This window comes from Micromonospora sp. NPDC051006 (assembly GCF_044456245.1).
GTDB lineage: Bacteria > Actinomycetota > Actinomycetes > Mycobacteriales > Micromonosporaceae > Micromonospora.
On sequence record NZ_JBITFP010000017.1, the window covers coordinates 100,631 to 115,999 of the forward strand.

General features: G+C 69.7%; 8 protein-coding genes. 6 read left to right on the forward strand and 2 right to left on the reverse strand.

What is annotated here, in order from left to right:
• Positions 1–6 precede the first annotated feature (6 nt).
• Complete coding sequence (locus tag ACIBBA_RS23455; protein WP_396700105.1) at positions 7–1,242, forward strand: protein kinase; 1,236 nt, start codon at positions 7–9, stop codon at positions 1,240–1,242.
• A 3-nt stretch (positions 1,243–1,245) separates the two neighbouring features.
• On the opposite strand, the gene ACIBBA_RS23460 is transcribed toward ACIBBA_RS23455, so the two are convergent.
• Positions 1,246–1,662, reverse strand: coding sequence for a GntR family transcriptional regulator (locus tag ACIBBA_RS23460; protein ID WP_396700106.1), 417 nt, complete (start codon positions 1,660–1,662; stop codon positions 1,246–1,248).
• Between the two features lie 244 nt (positions 1,663–1,906).
• Here ACIBBA_RS23460 and ACIBBA_RS23465 point away from each other — a divergent pair, with 244 nt between their 5' ends.
• Complete coding sequence (locus ACIBBA_RS23465; RefSeq protein WP_396700107.1) at positions 1,907–2,206, forward strand: DivIVA domain-containing protein; 300 nt, start codon at positions 1,907–1,909, stop codon at positions 2,204–2,206.
• Positions 2,203–2,454 carry a hypothetical protein gene (locus tag ACIBBA_RS23470; RefSeq protein WP_396700108.1) on the forward strand — a complete coding sequence of 84 codons (252 nt, stop codon included), beginning with the start codon at positions 2,203–2,205 and terminating at the stop codon, positions 2,452–2,454. The genes ACIBBA_RS23465 and ACIBBA_RS23470 overlap by 4 nt, the downstream gene beginning before the upstream one ends.
• Positions 2,455–2,638: 184 nt before the next feature.
• Here ACIBBA_RS23470 and ACIBBA_RS23475 read toward each other — a convergent pair whose 3' ends face one another.
• On the reverse strand, positions 2,639–3,136 hold the full coding sequence (locus ACIBBA_RS23475; RefSeq protein WP_396700109.1) for a hypothetical protein: 498 nt from the start codon (positions 3,134–3,136) through the stop codon (positions 2,639–2,641).
• 278 nt (positions 3,137–3,414) lie between these two features.
• On the opposite strand from ACIBBA_RS23475, the gene ACIBBA_RS23480 reads away from it, so the two are divergent.
• From ACIBBA_RS23480 to ACIBBA_RS23490, 3 genes are all read left to right on the forward strand, one after another.
• Positions 3,415–6,282 carry an AAA domain-containing protein gene (locus ACIBBA_RS23480; RefSeq protein WP_396700110.1) on the forward strand — a complete coding sequence of 956 codons (2,868 nt, stop codon included), beginning with the start codon at positions 3,415–3,417 and terminating at the stop codon, positions 6,280–6,282.
• Between the two features lie 107 nt (positions 6,283–6,389).
• Positions 6,390–12,380 (forward strand): DUF4011 domain-containing protein, encoded by a 5,991-nt coding sequence (locus ACIBBA_RS23485; RefSeq protein ID WP_396700111.1) that lies wholly within the window; start codon positions 6,390–6,392, stop codon positions 12,378–12,380.
• A 204-nt stretch (positions 12,381–12,584) separates the two neighbouring features.
• Positions 12,585–14,798, forward strand: a complete 2,214-nt coding sequence (locus ACIBBA_RS23490; protein ID WP_396700112.1) for an AAA family ATPase — start codon at positions 12,585–12,587, stop codon at positions 14,796–14,798.
• Positions 14,799–15,369 lie beyond the last annotated feature (571 nt).

Sequence of the window (15,369 nt, forward strand, 5' to 3'; positions counted from 1 at the left end):
CCAAAGGTGCAGGCGGGGGACCGCATCGGCGAGCGGTACGAGTTGACGTATCCGGTCGGACGCGGCGGAATGGGCCAGGTCTGGGCCGGCTTCGACGAGCGACTCGACCGGCCAGTGGCGATTAAGTTCCTCCGGCAGCTGGAGGTACCGGAAGACGAGCGTGAGACGGCGGTCAAACGCTTCCGGCGCGAAGCGAGAGCGACCGCCCGGCTCGACCATCCCGGCGTGCCGGCCGTACACGACCTCGGCGTGTATGGCGATGACCTCTACCTCGTCATGCAGCTCGTGCCCGGAATCGTCCTCGCCGACCACATCGCCGAGCAGGAGCAACTACGCGTCGGCGAGGCGGCGTCGATTGCCGCGCAGATCTGTTCTGTGCTCGTCGCCGCCCACGCCGCCTCCCTTGTGCACCGCGACTTGAAGCCCCAGAACCTCATGGTCACCCCATCCGGGGTGGTGAAGGTGCTCGACTTTGGGGTCGCCGCGCTGCTGGGTCCGGCCGAAGCGTCGCGCCTCACCGCCACCGGCCGCACGCTTGGCACGCCCGCCTATATCGCACCCGAGCAGGCCAAAGGCGGCTCCGTCGGACCCGCGGCCGACCTCTACGCCCTGGGATGCATCCTCTTCGAGATGCTCGCCGGTAACCCTCCCTACGACGCGGCGAACGCCCCCGACATGCTGCGCCAGCACATGCGCTCGCCGATCCCCATCATCACCGAGCACCGCTCGGACGTGCCCGACGACCTGGCGCATCTCCTTTACTGCCTCCTGGCCAAAGAGCCAATGGAGAGGCCAGCGTCGGCTGAGGAAGTTCAGCAGCTTCTAACGCCGTTCGTCGACGAAAGCGCCAGTCTCCGGGTCGTAGCCCCCCCACCGGACCCGGCCACTCAGGCTCTTCCGCCGCCCGGGGCTGTCTCCGCGCCGCAACAAAGATCCCAGCAGGAACTGGTCGAGTTACGCGCACAGGCACATGAGCTGGCCGAGAACGAACGCTTTGTGCAAGCGGCCGAGGTGTTGGAGCGTGCCCTCCGTTCGGCACCCGCCGGCCATGAACCGCTCGCTACGCAGATCGTCGCGCTACGACTAGATCTCGCCAACCTTTACATGCTCGCAGGTGATTTCCGGCAGGCTCGTCAGGCCTTCGAGGCGTTGGCCCGAGACTTGGGCCAGTCGGAAGACGAGCACGAGTTTGCCGAAGAGTGCCGACAAAAGGCGATGGCCTGCCAGTTCGAGCTGGGTTAAGACCTATCCATCTGCTGGGCGCGTCAGCTCGACCTGGTCGCCGGGCTTGACCTCCACCTTGCCCGTGCCGTGGCGGATCTCCACCACCGGGACGCCCTCGTCGAGGTGCAGCTCGTTCCGTTCACGGCCCGTCGGCATGCGAGCGACAACCGACGCGCCAGCTGGCAGCTCCACCAGCTGCCGCTCGGGCGTCCCTCGCACCCGCGTTCCGTGACCGCGAACGGTGCTGACCAACCCCTCCGACCGCAAAATCGACATCGCCATCCGGACGGCCTCACGGCCGATGCCGTACTCCTGGGTCAGTCGCGCCTCACTCGGCAGCGATACCCCGGGCGCCAGCTCACCGGATTCGATCCGCCTCCGCAGTATGTCGGCGACCTGCACATAGACGGGCGTGTGCGAGCGCGGATCGATGGTCATACCTCACAAGCCTCGTCCGCCCGTGGGGCAGACTGGTTGTGCCCCTGTGCCCCTGTCCGTATATTTACCGAAGCGGTGACGTCCCGAGGCGGGAGCTGGATCTATAACTCGGTCGAGTGACGCCGTTGAGCAGCCCTGGTGCCGTACCGCTGATCGAAGCTGCGGTGGCAGGGCGGGGTGGGCCCGCGCGAGCGGTGTGAGTGGTGGGCCCACCCTTCCACTAAGAGGAAGGCAGGCCGAGCAGATGAACGTCTCCAACCAACGACCGGCACGGGGGAGCGGTGCGACTTATCGCTCCTCGGCGTACACAAGCCTGCTGCCTTGGCAGGTGCGCGAGCGCCGCTTCGCACCGACCGGGCTCGGACGCCGCGGCCTGAACCCCGACGACGTGTACGCCTTCCTCGACCGCGTTGCCGTCGACATGTCGGCGCTCCATACCGCCCTCGCCGAGAGCCGCCGGGAGACCGCGCGGATCAAGGACGCGCTGCGGCGCTGGCAGGCCGACCACGCCCGCGCCGGCAACGAGCGGGACCAGGCCCGATGAGCCAGCGGTACGTCATCCATCTGCCCGTCGTCGCCGCCGATCTACCCGCCGCGCAGCGCCTGGCCCGGGTCATCGGCCGGTGGATGGCGCTGCTGCCGATGACCGACCCGGGGGAGACCACCGTCTCCGAAGAGGACCAGCAGTTCCTCCGCCACCGGGTCTTCTGCGACCTGAGGTTGCCTGGCGGCCGGCGGTGCCTGCTCCGCGACGGCCACGATGGCGAGTGTGCCCGCCGTCTACGACGCTGACCGACGACCCGGCATGTGGGGGTGGCGTTGCTCAGTCAGCAGGCCGATCCCCGGACTGTTCCGGCCACCGTCCGGCAGCCGCCCACCGCTGCACCCCACACGCGTTCATCGCCGCAGGCTGCACCGCTGGTCCGGCTGCCGACGCCGAGCCAACGGTGCGCCAGTTGGGAGTGGGTGGGAACCGTCAGCCGACGAGCGGGCTGAAGCTGCGGCCGTCGAGAACGTTGATGAGATCGTCGTCGCGAGTCACCTCGTAGCCGCGCTGGCGCAGCTCCGCCACCAGCTCGGCCTCTTGGGCGAGCGGGATCTCAAGGATGTCCCCGTTGTGCACGGTGAACTCACGCTTCCCGAACTGAGCCTGCACGTCCTTGGGGAGCAGCTTGAACGCCCGCTCCGTGACCATCGGGGGCCAGTCGCCCTCCGCGACCGCACTGACCTCGTTGATCTTGAACGGCTTGTCGTCGGCGTACCCGTCCTCCGGCTCGTAGTAGTCCGGACCGGCGGGGTTCCACAGGTGGGTCATCTGGACCTGCCGGGCTTCGCCCCAGGTGCGGGCGGCGGCGAGCGCCTTGATCTCTCCGCCCTCCTCGGCGGCGGTGTTCGCGTCGGCGAAGGCGAGGCAGTCCTGCATCTGCGCGTGGCCGTAGACCAGGCGCCGGGTGGTGGGGTGGTGCGTCGTCATGGCGCACATCGTGCCGTAGGAGTACGACATCCAAGATCAGGTTTTGATGTGCGAGCTGAACCGGGATTGGCCATTTCATCAGCCAGACGGGTCACTAATGATCACGAAGGGACGAGCTGACATGCGGTCCGGGCGAAGGATCTTGCCCACTCGGGCCAGCTACCCGCGGCGCGACCGCCCCTAGCCTGGTCCGCGCAGCACCCGGTCAGCACCGGTGCAACTCAGGTGTGGGCGAGCGGCGGTGCTGTTGAGATGCGGGACCGCTGTCGATTCCGCTGGTGACGGGGGTCGGTGTGGGGGTCGGAGCCGAGCGCAAGCTCATCAAGGTCGTGCAGGAGGCGCTGTCGCAGGGGCCGATGTCGCAGGAGACGCTACTCGCGACGCTCCGGCAGGCGGGCGTGCGCACCGACAGCAGCGACCTCTATATCGCCTGCGCCACGCATGGTCTCGCCGACCTCCAAGGCGACAGCTGGGTACCGCGAGGATGGGCCGCACCGATGGCCGACACGGTAGCGGCGCCCCCCGTACGGCGCCCGCCGGATCCGCCCGCTGCCCGGCGGGCAGCCATCGAGGTGCGCCAGCTCGCCTCCTCGATCGGCATCCCCATGGACGAGTCGACCCCACCGGCTGGGCCGGTGCCCGCTGCGTGGCCGCGGATCGCCGAGCAGGCCGCCCGGGCGCTCCACGACGAACTTCGGGCCGTCACTGACCGGCGCACCCTCCAGGACGTGCAGGTCAGTGGCGGATTCGTCGTCGCCGAGACGACGTCGCGGAAGCTGATGCGGTTCGAGGCCGAGGGTGATCTCGGGGTGTCCGAGGGCGCTCAGGCGACGCTCGTCGTCGACGGCGTGCCGATCGATGTCGAGGTGGTATCGGTCTTCGGTAACGTCGTGACGCTGTCGGTGCCGCCAGGGGCGACCGTGCCGGCGGAAGCCACCCTGCGCTGCGACCTCTCCTGGCTGCTCTCCGCACAGAGCAGGCGCCTGCGCGAGTTGGTCAACGGTGGGCCGGGCTTCAACGCGGAGGCCGCTGCGGCCCTGCTGACCGCGGGCCGCGAAGCCGCGCCGCAGGAGCTGCCGACCGTTGCGGCCGACGGCCTCAACCACGGCCAGCGGTACGCCGTCCAGCTCGCGCTAACTCCCGGTGTCACCTGGCTCTGGGGCCCGCCGGGAACCGGGAAGACCACCACCATCGGCGCCCTCGTCGCGCAGCTCTGTGTCAGCGGACTGCGCGTGCTGCTCACCGCCCCCACCAACGCCGCGGTCGACGTCGCGGTCCGGGCGGTGCTGAAGGAGATTCCGGAGCTCGCCGGTGGTGGCCTGGTCCGACTCGGTCAGCCCTCCGACACCTCGCTTATCGGGCGCAGCGAGGGACACGTCCTCATCGACGAGATCGCCGCGAAGCGCGGCGAGGCCCTGGCCCAGCTGCGGGTCCGCGAGGGACAACGGAACCGGAGCCTGCGGGAGCGGCTCAAACCCCTGGAGCGGCGGCACGCGAGCCTCACTGACGAGGAGCAGGGGCTGCGGCTGACCCTGGAGCGAGACCTGGCCGAATCCACCGCCCTGGTCCGAGAACTCGACGAATCCCTGCACCACGTGCGCCGACAGGTCTGCCGCGAGGCGGAGGTGGTCGCCGCGACCTCGCATCAGGTGGTGCTGAGGACGTTGCGCGAGTTGGCCTTCGACGTGGTGATCCTCGACGAGGCCAGCATGACCACGACGGCATTGGCGATGCTGGTCGCGGGCGCGGGCAGCGGCCACACCGTCGTCGCGGGTGACTTCCGGCAACTGCCGCCGGTCGTCGTCGCCGACACCCCGTCGGCCGGGGAGTGGCTGCTGCGCAGCCCGTTCGAGAAGGCCGCCGTGGACGTGGCGGTGGGCAGCGGCCTGCTACCCGGCCGGCTCGCGGCGCTCACCGAGCAGTACCGCATGCGTCGCGACATCAACCATGTGGTGAGCGAGGCGTTCTATCCGGAGAGCCCGCTCGTCACCGCCCAGACGGTCTCCACCAGGCCGCGAGGCAGCAAGGCAGACTGGGCCGAGGGAGAACTCGTCCTACTCGACACCTCCCGGATCGGTGCGCGGACCGCGCGCAAACAGGGCATGTCCTCCCGGTACAACCTGATGCACGCGCAACTCGTTGCCGGACTTCTCGCCGATGCGAACGCTGTGGTGTCCAGCCTTGGCGTCATCTCGCCCTTCGCCGCGCAGGCCCGGCTGCTGGAGTCGCTTCTTCCAGAAACGGAGCTGGAGAACTGGGCCGCATCGACCGTGCACCGGTTCCAGGGAGGCGAGCGGGACATCGTCGTCTACGACACTGTCGACAGCGGAAACGGCGTACGCCCGCTGCACCGCTGGTTCACCGAGGGTGAGCCCGGCGGTGACGGCGCCCGACTGCTGAATGTGGCTGCCAGCCGTGCCCGCGACCACCTCGTGGTCGTCGCGGCCTTGGACCAACTGCACGGGCGTCGCACCACCAGAGACGCGGTGTGGCAGTTCTTCGCGAAGCTGATCGAACGGGGTCGGATCGTTGCATGGGAAGAGGCGCTCAACCACGCCCCGGTCACTCAACGGGTCACCGGCGACATCGGCGGGCTACTGCGAGACGACCTCGTGGGCGCCCGGTCCGTCGAGATCTGGCTACCCCGGGCGCCGCTGGTCGGGCTGCGGTCGCTGATCCCGTCGCTGAAGCTCATCGCCGAGCAGGATGTGGAGATCGAACCGGTGACGGTCTGGGTGGAGCCAGACCCGGACGGCTACCTGTCGGCCGAAGCGATGGAGACCAAGCGCGGCGGGGTAAACGTCCGCCCCTGCGTCCCGATCCTCGAATCAAGCGCCGTGATCGACGAGGTGGTGTGGACCTCGACCGGGTCGCTGCTCGGTCCCGACCCCGGCGTGGTCCTGCGGACTGAGCACCCAGCCTTCGCCGACGCGGTACGCCGGGCGCAGCGGCGGCGCCCCGGCATCGCACCAGGCAGTGGGCAACTCGGCGACGACTGCGGTCGCTGCTCGCGTACCCTCGTCAGGTTCGAGGTGGGCCGGCGTGGCCTGCCGACCGTCGGTTACGGCTGCCCGCTGTGCGACAGCGCCAAGAAGAGGCAGAGCCGGGACGCGCCGGAGCGGCAGGCGACCAGGGGACGTTCCTGAGGCGATTAGCGTCAGGAGGGACCCTGCCGGTAGGGCCGGGGCCCTCTCCACCGGTCGGGTGGCCGCTAGGCTGACCCTCCCTGGCCGTGCCACCTGGAGAAACGCCCATGTCCGACAGCGTCTTCGCGCAGTTCACCGCCGATGACGACCAGCTCGCCGTCGGGCTGCTCGTGCAGCCGGCGATCAACGCCGCCCTGGTGCACAACCGGGTGCCGCTGGTCCGTCACCTCACGCTGGTCAACCACGGTCCGGTACCGCTGGCGGACGTGACGCTGACGCTGGAGCTGCTCGGCCCTGACGGCGCGCTGATCGAGCCGTGGACGCGTACGTTGACCGCGCCGTTGCGGCCCGGCGCGAGCACCGGCTGGGACGACTTTCGCGACGTCACGCCCGACCGTGCCCTGCTGTACCGCACCGACGAGGCGTTCCCTGTCGACTACCGACTCACCGTCGAGGCAGACGACCAGGCGTTGACGCTGGTCGCCCCATCGAGAGTGCTGGCGCACAACGAGTGGTTCAACAGCCCCGCCCTGTATGACAGCCTGGCGGCCTTCGTGCAGCCGAACACCCGGGCGGTGGAGGCGGTCCTGCGGGCTGCCGCCCAGCTCCTGCTTGCGCGGACCGGCTCCGGCTCGCTGCAGGGCTACCAGGAGGGTTCGGAACGGGCAGCGCTGATCGCCGGCGCCGTGTACGAGGCGCTGCGCCAACTGGAGATCACCTACCAGACCCTGCCGGCGTCGTTCGAAAACAGCGGGCAGAAGGTGCGGACGACGGCCGCAGTGCTGGACGGGCGGCTCGGGAACTGCCTCGACCTCTCCGTCACGTACGCCGCGTGCCTGGAGGCGGCAGGGCTGCACCCACTCGTCTTCATCAGCGAGGGGCACGCCTTCGGCGGCTTCCTGCTGAAAGAGGAGCGGCTGGGCTCAGCCGCGGTGACCGAGACGAACCTGCTGATCTCGATGGTCGACTCCGGCCGGGCAGTGCCGGTCGAGCTGACCCGCATCGGGCCCGGCGCGCAGTCGGCGACCTTCACCGAGGCGGTACGGGTCGGGCTCGGCCACTTCCGCGGCGACGCCCAGCGTCTGCAGGGCGTCGTCGACGTGCACCTGGCCCACCGCTCCGGCATCCGGCCGTTGCCCTCGGCCGACGAGCTGGTCGCGCCCGCCCCGATCGACGCCGAGGCGACGCCCCACGTCACCGCGTCCCTGGACCTTCCGCCCGGTGTCGCCGCGGCGAAGCTGCGGCAGCTCGCCGACGAGGGCGACGAGGTGCCGCAGCAGTCCGACGGGTCACCGGCGCGCATCCAGCAGTGGAAGAAGTCGCTGCTCGACCTGAGCCTGCGCAACCCACTGCTCAACCTGCCCAAGCGGGGCCGGGGCCTGGACCTGCACGTGCCTGCCGGCGCGTTGCCCCTGCTGGACGATCTGATCCACGACGGCAAGCAGGTGCAGGTCATCCCGCAGGACGACATCAGCCACGTCCACGAGCTGGCCGGGGCGCGCCGGGCGCAGGACCTCGACGCCGAGATCCTGACCCGGGAGCTGCGTACCGACCGGCGGGTCTACGGCGCGGTCACCGACGTCCGGTACAAGACGGTCATGCGGGCGCTGCAGCGCGAGGCGCGGACGATGGAGCAGGAGACCGGCAGCAACTACCTCTACCTGACCATCGGCACGCTGGTGCACACCAAGACGACCGGGGGAGAGGCGTACGCGCCGCTGTTCCTCCTGCCGGTGCGCATCGAGGGTGGCACCGGCCGCCGCCCGTACGCGATGGTCATCGACGGCACCGAGGTCGCCAGCCCGAACTACTGCCTGATCGAGTGGCTGCGGGTCAAGCACGGCGTCCGGATCCCGGAGCTGGAACAGCCGGTCCTCGACGAGCACGGCATCGACATCGCCAAGACCCTGGCCGCGATCAACACCGGCCTGGTCGACAACCGGTTGAACTACCGCATCGACGAGACCGCCAGCCTCCGGCTGCTGCAGTTCTCCACCTTCCAGATGTGGCGGGACCTCACCGAGCACTGGCCCCGGTTCATGGAGAACCCGGTCGTCCGGCACCTGGTCGAGTCTTCCGGCGCCACGTTCGACGACCCGGCCCGCCCCGACCACGACGCCGACGTCGCCGTCGACGAGGGGGACCTGCACCTGCCGATTCCCGCCGACGGTTCCCAGATGCAGGCCATCGTGCGCGCCGAGCGTGGCCAGTCCTTCGTCCTGGAGGGGCCGCCCGGCACCGGTAAGTCGCAGACCATCACCAACATGATCGCCCGGGCGGTCACCGCCGGCCGGTCGGTGCTCTTCGTCGCCGAGAAGCAGGCCGCGCTGGAGGTGGTAAAGCGCCGCCTCAAGCAGATCGGCCTCGGGCCGTTCGCACTCGACCTGCACGGGCGCAAGCAGTCCCTCAACGCGATCCGCCAACAGCTGCGCGACGCCCTCGACCAGTACGACCACGGCGGCGACGGCACGTGGACGGCCGTCGAGACCGCCTACCGGACGCGGCTCGCCCCACTGGCGGAATACCCGGCCCAGGTCCACACCGCGAACCCCGTCGGGATGTCGCTCTGGTCGGCCTACGAGCAGGTTCTGGCGTACGGGGACGGCCCGGTCGCCCCGATCCCGGTGAGCTACCTGCACGCGCCCGCCGCGGCGCGCGCCCAGGTCGAGACGACCCTGCGGGAGTTCCCGGCCGCCGCACGCTCGGCGCGGGTGCGGGCCGCGCACCCCTGGGCGCTCAGCGGCTGCCGCACCCTCGACGGGCTGCACAGCGCCGCGGTCACCGAGATCGCCGCCGAGCTCGAACGCCTCCGGGCCGACCTCGCCGCCCACCCGCACCTGGTCGGGCTGCTGCGGACGCTGCCCGCCCCCGAGACCGTCGGCGAGCTGCAGGCGGGCGCCTGGCTCGCCGTACGCGGGCTGCTGCCGGACCGGGAGACCACCCTGCGCGCCAGCGACCGGCGGTGGGACGAGGCGGTGACCCGCCTCCAGGCGGACCTGGCGGCCTTCCGGCAGGGCTTCGCCGGCGAACTCGCCACCTTCCGGCCGGACGTGTTCGCCCGCCCGGAACTGACCGCCTGGCACGCCGAGGCCCAGGAGGCGGCGAAGAAGCTGCTCGGCAAGCGCAAGCGCCGGCAGGCCATCGTGGACCGGTTGGCGGTGCACCTGGTCGCCGGTGCGACGCTCGACGTCGAGCGGGTGGAGGTGGCCACCGGTCGGCTGGTCGCCGCCCAGGCGCAAGCCACCGCGCTCCACCAGCAGGCCACGGCACTGGGCGGGCTGCGGCTGCCGGCGTGGCAGTCCACCGACCCCGACGCGCAGGAGCGGCTGGCCGACGCGGTCGAGGCGACTCGGGCCGGCCGGACGCTCCTGGCCCGGCACCCGCAGGCCTGGGAGCTGTTCCACGCCGGGTTCACCGACGTCGGCGCGGCCCTTCTCGACCGGGCCGCCTCGCGGTGGCGGGCCTGGCGCGGCGTGCTGCGCTCGGCCGGGCCGGAGCTGACGCTCTGGGCGGCCGGTGCACACTGGGTCGACGCCTGGCAGCGGGACGGCGCGGCGTGGCTGCACGAGCTGCAGGCCGAGGAGCTCTTCCCGCTGCGCCGGTGGGCGACCGTGCTGACCCACGCCGACGTGCTCGCCTCGGCCGGCCTCACCGAGTATCGGGACCAGCTGCTGCGCGCTGAGGTGCCCTCGCAGCTCGCCGAGGAGGTCTACCGGCGGGGTGTCGCGGCCGCGTCTCTCGCCGAGCGGGTCCGGGCCGGCGGGCTGCAGTACTTTGACCCGGAGCTGCACGACGACGAGATCAGCCAGTTCGAGGCGGCTGCCGGCGAGCTGCGGTCCGCGCTGCCGACGCAGCTGCCGTCGGTGCTGGTCCGCCGACGCCCCTTCAGCCCGACCGACCGGCGTGGCCGCTTCGCCGACTTCGCCGCGGAGCTTCGCCGCAAACGGGGCGGGCGGTCGTTCCGGGAGCTGTTCGAGCAGTACCCCGACGCGGTGCTGGCGCTGACCCCGTGCGTGCTGGTCAGTCCCGCGTCGGCGGCGAACTTCCTGGCGCCGGGGAGCCAGCGCTTCGACCTGGTCATCTTCGACGAGGCGTCGCAGATCCGCGTGGCCGAGGCGATCGGCGCGATGGGTCGGGGCAGCGCCGTGGTGGTGGTCGGCGACTCCCGGCAGATGCCGCCGAGCAGCATCATGCAGGCCAGCCACACCACCGACGACGTCGACGAGGGCAACGGCCCGGTGCCGGAGGACCTGGAGAGCATCCTCAGCGAGGCCGTCGAGTCAGGACTGCCGCAACGCTGGCTGTCCTGGCACTACCGCAGCCACGACGAGTCCCTCATCGCCTTCTCCAACCGCTATTACTACGACAACAAGCTCTCCAGCCTCCCGTCGCCCGGTGCCACCAGCACCGCGGGCGTCACCTGGCGGCGCGTCGACGGCCAGTACGACCGGGGCGGCTCCCGGACCAACCAGGTCGAGGCGCGGGCGATCCTCGCGGACATCACCCGGCGGCTGCACGACCCGGCGGCCTCCACCCAGTCCATCGGTGTGGTCACCTTCAACATCCAGCAGCGGGACCTCATCCTCAACCTGCTGGAAGACAGCACCGATCCGATCATCCGCGAGCACCTCGCCGGGGCGGTCCCGGAGCCGATCTTCGTGAAGAACCTGGAGAACGTGCAGGGCGACGAGCGCGACGTCGTCCTGTTCTCCCTGGCCTTCTCCACCAACCCGGAGACCGGCCAGCTTCCGCTGAACTTCGGTCCACTCAGCCAGGCCGGCGGCGAGCGGCGGCTCAACGTGGCCATCACCCGGGCCCGCCGCCAGGTCGTCCTCTATTCCTCCTTCGACCCGTCGGACATCGACCTGTCCCGCACCTCCGCGCTGGGCACACAGCACCTGCGGGCGTACTGCGAAATGGCCGCCGCGGGCGCGGACCGCCTGGGCGACCTGGCCACCGACCGGGCCGAACGGCGCAGCCGGATCCGCGACGAGGTGGCCAAGGCGCTGCGCGACCGCGGCCACGAGGTCCGCACCTCGCACGGCCTGTCCGACTTCACCGTGGACCTCGCCGTACGCAGGCCCGGGGCACCGCGATGGCAGGTGGCCGTCATGCTCGATAGCCCCGACTGGAGCGCCCGCCCGACGGTGGCCGACCGGGACGCGGCACCCGCGCTGCTCCGCACGATCATGGGCTGGCCGGAGGTGGTGCGGTTCTGGCTGCCGGCGTGGATCCACGATCGGTCGGCGCTGCTCGACCGGGTCGACGAGGCGGTTACCCGAGCCGAGACCCCCGCGACCGCCGAACCGGAGCCCGAGCCGGTGGGGGCCGCAGCGCCACACGACATCGACCTGCCACAGCCGCGCTCCGCCACGGACATCGAGCCGTCGCCGGCCACCGCGTTGCCACAGTCGCGCGTCGCGGCGGACGAGGAGCCCCTCCTGGGCGCGTCGCCGGCACCCGTCACCGGACTCGCCGCTGCGCCCGCATCGCCTCCGGTGACGGTCGCGCCGGCGACAGCGACCGGCACCATCACGGCGAGTCCGTTCGTTCCGTACCTCCCGACCTCGCTCGGCGATCAGGCCGACCTCGACCTGCTCGCCACCGACCAGCGGGTACGCGGCCTGATGCGGACCGCGCTCCGCGAGATCATCGAGGCGGAGGGGCCTATCGAGCAGCACCGGCTCGCCCGCCTGGCCCTCGCCCGGTTCGGCTTCCTCCGGACCCGGGAGGACCGCCGCACGACCGTGCTCGCGCTCGTCGACTCCCGCCGGCTGTACGCGCACCCGACGGTAAGTCGGTACGCCTGGCCCGACGGGGCTGACCCGCAGACCTACCGCGCGTACCGAGTCACCCAGGCGAGCAACGACCGGGCGTTCGAGGAGGTGCCGCCCGAGGAGGTGGCCAACGCCTTCGTGCACGTGCTGCAGGACGTACCGAGCATCGACGAGGAGCGGCTGCTGCGCGCCGGCCTGGAGCGGCTCGGCTACCGCCGGCGCACCGACAAGATCGACAAGCTGCTTCGGTACGGGCTGCACGTCGCCCTGACCAGCGGTCGCCTGCGCCTCGACGAGGAGGGACGTCTCACTCTCGGTTGACGCGGACTTGCCGCCTCAAACCGCGCCACCCCGCAAACGTCGGGGAGGCACTATCACTTTGCCCGAACGCGCATCCCGCGCAGGCGATCGCGTCGAATGGCCGATGCCGTCGGCCGCTCGGACCAGGCCTCTTCGGCGTTGTCACTCGATCCTCCACTTCGTAGTCTTCCGTGGTGTGAGCGTGTGAACCGGAGGTGCTTTCCGATGACTGAACTCGTTCCTGGTGCCTCTTCAGAGATTGTGGCCGTGAAGGTAGGGGCCTACAAAGGGCTACGCGAGCAGTGGGTGCAGTGGTCGGACGGCTTGGCCCTGTTTGGCGTCAACGGTGCCGGTAAGACGAACTTCCTGGAGGCGCTCGCCATCCTGATGGGAACTCGGGAGACCGTCCGGCTGGCGAGTGGACGGCTCGCGGAGGCGCGGCAGGGCAGCCTTGAGCTCCTCGTCCGAACCTCCGCCGACGAGCTTCCCTGGGCACCGAACACGGCCCTCAACCACGAGATGCAGCAGTTCGCACTGACCTTCGGCAAGAACGCGGCAAGGCTCTCTCGGATCCCCTCGGACGCTGCGTGGTGGGACACTGTCGGAATCCGCGAGGGGGACACTTTCTTCGACGCGCTCCGGCGTCTAAACCCGTCCAACGCAGTCTCGGAATACTTGGCGGTGCAGTGCCAGCGCCCGATTGTCCGCTACACGCTTCAACGCTTCGCCATCGAGCCGAGCGGCGACATCAGCCGCCGGTTCACCCGCACACTCGTCGGAGTCAGGACCGATCAGGCGCTGCTGTCGGAGGTGAAGGCCGCCTTGCGTCCTATCGTCAGTCGGCTGGGCGCCCAGCCAGCCAGGCAGGGCTTCCGTCACCACACCGATCTGCTGCCATTGCCGGAGACTCACACGGCACCGGCTCACCTCGAGTGGCTGCCGCGCCGTAGAGACTGGGATGAAGTAGTCGAATACCTTCGTGCTGAGTTCCGTCCCGCTCTTCCTCTCGCCATGGAGCTTGCGGAGAGCCTCAGCCTTCTTATCGACACCGGGAACGCCGACGCCGATCCGCACTGGTGGCTGCACTCGGTTGCCGCCCGCCATGCCATGGTCGAACTCGCCGTAACTGCCCCTGGTGTTCAGGTGAAGCCCCGTGGGGAAGACGACGCGGACCTGGTCGTCACCGAAACGCACCGGCCTCAGCAGGATATTTGGGTAGACGACGAAAGAAAGACGCTGGAGCAGCTGTCAGCCGGGCAACGACGATGGGCGGACGAGGCACTTGCCACCGCAGCCCGCAGCCTCGCCGAATTCACCCGGCAGGCGGCGTGGCGGGCCAGCGTCCTGCGTAGTCTCGACACCGCCGACCTGGCACCGGTGATCGCACCGATCGAGAACGAGGTCCGGTCAGCCCTGAAGTCCTTCGGATTTTGGACTAGTGAGGCGAAGGACCAGGTCCTCGACGCTATCGACAGCACCCTGGTAACGGCGGCCCGCCGCCAACTAGCGGAGTGGGACGATGAGGGTAGGCGGGCGATCTGGCAAGCGGCCCAGGATCTGTCCGGCCTACAGCCGCAACTGACGATTCGCGTGATCGACGAGCCGGAAGCCCATCTGCACCCCAAGGCCCAACGCGGGACGGCGCGTGCTCTTGAGGACCTTCGACGGGCGGGTCAGAACATCGTCGTCGCCTCGCACAGTCCACACTTTCTCGAACTCACCTCGTGGCAGGTGATCCATGTGCTGCGGCGCAATGGCGCGACGATTTTGTCACCGCTCGCACCAGGCGACCTGCAGGTAGGCTCCGCCTTCGCTCGCGACCTCGGTCTGAGCCGGGGAGAGTTATTCACCGCGATCTCGCTCATTCTCATCGTTGAAGGCGACCATGACCAGCTCATCCTGGAGTCGCTGTACCGCGAGCGACTCCACCGCGCCGGCGTCGCCATGATCCGGATGCGGGGTACGAATCAATTGATCAACGTCGCGCAGCTGGACTTCATCGAACAGCACCTCGACATCCCCGTTGCGGTACTACTCGACTACAGCCGTCCGGACGAGGTCGATGATGGAGTTTCGGATGAGCGTCGGACCGAAGAGCGCAAACTGCAGGAATTCCGTAAGGCCTGTAAGCTGCGGCAGCGACATGTGAAGGACTTCGCCCTCATGCGCCCGGACATCATCGCCTACCTCAATGAGGATGCGATTCGGCATGACGTGCAGAATTTCCCTGGCTGGCACCCGGTCCTCGACCATTTCGAGACCCTGCGGCCTCGTCCGTCATTCAAGCACTGGCTACGGGTCGAATACGGGGTGGACCTGCGGACGACCGCCCGCATCCAGGCACTCGTTCAACGGATGATAGAAGCCGGCCTGCCAGCGCACCCAGACCTAGAGAGCGCCGTCGACGACGTGGTGTGCTTCGCACAGCAAGGTCGATAAGGCCAGGGATCATCTCGCGCACTCGGCCACGAACACCGGCCAGAAGCTCGAGCACTCGCGCGGCTCCTGGCTGAGCGGCAGATCCCGGTGGGTTCGGCGCTGACCATGTCGCGGCCGTATCGGCAGCGAGGGGCCCACGCCACCTGCAGGCGGATCTCCGGCCGTTGATGACCCCGACGAGACCAAGTACGCCTTCCACGGAGCCACCCAGATAGTGCGGTCGGCCGCGGCGAGCGCATCGGGATGGCCGGTACGGTTGTGAACCTCGGCGGCCTGCTTATCCCCGACCGGATCGCCGAGGGCCAAGCCGAGATCCGCTCTCTGCGGACGCCACAACCGGCGGACCGGCGCTCATCCCGAAGCTAGCGAGATGGCCACGGCCGGTGCTGGTCTGGGCGGCGACGCGAACAACGGTGTGGTGGATGCGCACCGACTCCGGGTAGGGCTGAGAAACGAACTGATCTACCACTGCCGTCCTCAGTGCATCGTCGAACAGTCCTAGCTGGTTCACTGTTGCTGTCTCCAGGTGGATAATGCTGGGTCATGGCGCAAGAGACGTACGGCCGATGGA

Excerpts from the sequence above, each read along its gene's own strand:
- ACIBBA_RS23460 (WP_396700106.1), bottom strand. The coding sequence starts at position 1,662 with ATGACCATCGATCCGCGCTCGCACACGCCCGTCTATGTGCAGGTCGCC.
- ACIBBA_RS23465 (WP_396700107.1), top strand. The coding sequence starts at position 1,907 with ATGAACGTCTCCAACCAACGACCGGCACGGGGGAGCGGTGCGACTTAT.
- ACIBBA_RS23470 (WP_396700108.1), top strand. The coding sequence starts at position 2,203 with ATGAGCCAGCGGTACGTCATCCATCTGCCCGTCGTCGCCGCCGATCTA.
- ACIBBA_RS23475 (WP_396700109.1), bottom strand. The coding sequence starts at position 3,136 with ATGACGACGCACCACCCCACCACCCGGCGCCTGGTCTACGGCCACGCG.
- ACIBBA_RS23485 (WP_396700111.1), top strand. The coding sequence starts at position 6,390 with ATGTCCGACAGCGTCTTCGCGCAGTTCACCGCCGATGACGACCAGCTC.
- ACIBBA_RS23490 (WP_396700112.1), top strand. The coding sequence starts at position 12,585 with ATGACTGAACTCGTTCCTGGTGCCTCTTCAGAGATTGTGGCCGTGAAG.